The 2,157-nt window shown below is 36.4% G+C and carries 4 protein-coding genes and 1 pseudogene; 1 reads left to right on the forward strand and 4 read right to left on the reverse strand.

The features are described 5' to 3' along the window. The coding region (tnpA, locus tag BHE89_RS15430) for an IS200/IS605 family transposase (RefSeq protein ID WP_128860609.1) at positions 1-338 on the forward strand (338 nt) is incomplete at its 5' end. Here the strand turns inward: tnpA and BHE89_RS23820 are convergent. The 4 genes and pseudogenes from BHE89_RS23820 to BHE89_RS23825 all read right to left on the reverse strand — a co-directional run. Next, a complete protein-coding gene (locus BHE89_RS23820; protein ID WP_171742513.1) occupies positions 301-888 on the reverse strand; it encodes a hypothetical protein in 588 nt (195 codons plus the stop codon). The genes tnpA and BHE89_RS23820 overlap by 38 nt on opposite strands. A 175-nt stretch (positions 889-1,063) precedes the next feature. Continuing rightward, on the reverse strand, positions 1,064-1,270 hold the full coding sequence (locus BHE89_RS26055; protein WP_069368096.1) for a PAAR domain-containing protein: 207 nt from the start codon (positions 1,268-1,270) through the stop codon (positions 1,064-1,066). Positions 1,271-1,585: 315 nt separating this feature from the next. Then, positions 1,586-1,870, reverse strand: coding sequence for a YkgJ family cysteine cluster protein (locus tag BHE89_RS15445; RefSeq protein WP_128860610.1), 285 nt, complete (start codon positions 1,868-1,870; stop codon positions 1,586-1,588). Continuing rightward, positions 1,867-2,157, reverse strand: a pseudogene (locus tag BHE89_RS23825) (cobalamin adenosyltransferase); the annotation flags it as partial. The gene BHE89_RS15445 and the pseudogene BHE89_RS23825, both read right to left, overlap by 4 nt.

The following is a 2,157-nucleotide window of genomic DNA, read 5'->3' on the forward strand; positions in this document are numbered from 1 at the left end:
AGTATCGACGTAAGCTATTTGACGGACAGATGATCGCTCAACTGCGTGATGCATTTGACTCCGCTGCGGCAAAACTTGAATGCGAAATTATTGAGATGGACGGAGAGCCTGACCATGTGCATCTGCTGGTTGCTTACCCGCCAAAACTGGCGGTCAGTGTGATGGTCAACAATCTGAAATCAGTATCGTCGCGCCTGCTGCGCCAGCAAAACACACATTTACGGACACAAAGTAAAACGGGACTTTTGTGGTCAAGGTCGTACTTTGTCTGTAGCACCGGAGGGGCAACGATTGAAACACTCAGAGCCTACGTTCAGAGCCAGTCAACGCTTGATTGATCTTTAAAGCCCTGCAGGCCTTTCGCCTTATATCTCCGCCCGCACTGGGCGAGGGTTTACGGCGTTTTTCGCTAAATACTTTTTCATAACCTGCTTTTTCAAACCATTTTGCTAATACCCACCATGTGGTCGCGCCAGAAAGGGGGGAATCTATAGTATCAAAGCTAAGTATTGTGCTTTCTGTGTCTCTAAGGCTTGCTAATGTTACCCAATCAAGTCCTGAAATAACTGAGCCATAAGCATCATTGAAATGTCCATTAGGATTACGGCAACCTTTACTTGGTATTATTCTTAAGTTGCCAATCTTAGTTGTACCATATTGCCATAGTTCTTTTGCAGCTTGTTCATAGATATCAGGTCTATCTCTTAGCAGACAATAAAAAAAATGCAGCAGATCCACACAAGCTTGTTCCTCCTTGATTGGGATAATCAAAATGCTCCATTCGCTGAGGTAATTCAAACTTAAATAGGCTCTTTTCAAACGGATCTTTAGCACTTCCTTGGGGTATTCTTTTGCAATAAATTGTCTTTCAGGCACAGTAAGTTGCAATTTAATGGTGTTATCACCTTCATTAGCTGGCTTTGTTTGCCCACTTGATTCGAAATAACAAGCTTGGTCAGACTGCTTTCTGTACGAGTGCTAGATTTTATTGATGGTTCGGTTACATAACAATCTTGAATAGAATTAATGAGTTTTGCTTTGCAAGGGCAGGCGCTAAAGCTGTCTAAGGTTCCTGCGATACGCGGTTATTTCCCAAAACATAACTAATACCACCCAGTATTTGGTAAGTTCCAGAGTGTTTACCACAGGTAACAAGATCGCCTTCGCGTGCTGCGGAGGAGCCATAAAACTTAAAAGTATCATCACCTGTTATTATTTGACCACCACAGGTTGTTTTATTACCTACTCGTAAAAAATATCCATTAGCCATATAAATTCCCTTTTGACTTAAGTGAAATTACATTGTTGGCTAGATAAAGATAATTAACAAGTTATTTTTAAGTATCTATTTGATTTTTAATTTTTTTATGTAGGCTGATATTTTCGAATAACATTATGGGAGGTAAAAATGATCAACAGGAAACGGTCTGATTGACTATTTTTTGGACAATACTCTAATCTTATTCACCGCATTCTTATTAAAAATCCCCATATCAAATAACTAATTTTTAATATGGGGAAAGTAAATAATCATCACTATTTAAATGTTTATATAAAAATACATTTAAATTGAGTAAATTATATTTTAGTCAGATCCTTCACTTTCTAAAATCAATTTACATGATATCCTATTGAGCTCAATGAATTCATTCCATGTGTATTGTTTATGATAATGCAATAGATATTGCCGATCGACTCGGCATATATCAGGGCGTTCATGATAAATTGAGCATAGCATGGTTTTTTCATCATAATTCATGCAAATTCCATCACCTCTATCAAGAAACTGTGTTTCTTCAGCTTGATTGACATGACGACAACATGCTCCACATTTTTCACATGGAAATGAATGTGTAGTAGTTAATATCATAATGAATTTAACCAGCCACCAAATGCATTATCATCATTAGCATCGAATGGTAACTCTATGTTATTGCGTTTAATTTCATTATTAAGAATTAATTTTCTTTCAAATTCTGAATTTGTGTTTTGTAGAGAAGTGACAAATTGCTGCATCTCTATAATATTGAAATTAAATTCAAGCTTAGTTAATTCCTCTAAATATCTATCAAGTTCTCGATTAACATTCTGATAATATTCTAATGTTAGTTCATATTTATCACGAAATTTATTTAAAAAATTCCATACTCGTTGCAT

The organism is Shigella sp. FC1967, assembly GCF_001743005.1.
Taxonomy (GTDB): Bacteria; Pseudomonadota; Gammaproteobacteria; order Enterobacterales; family Enterobacteriaceae; genus Proteus.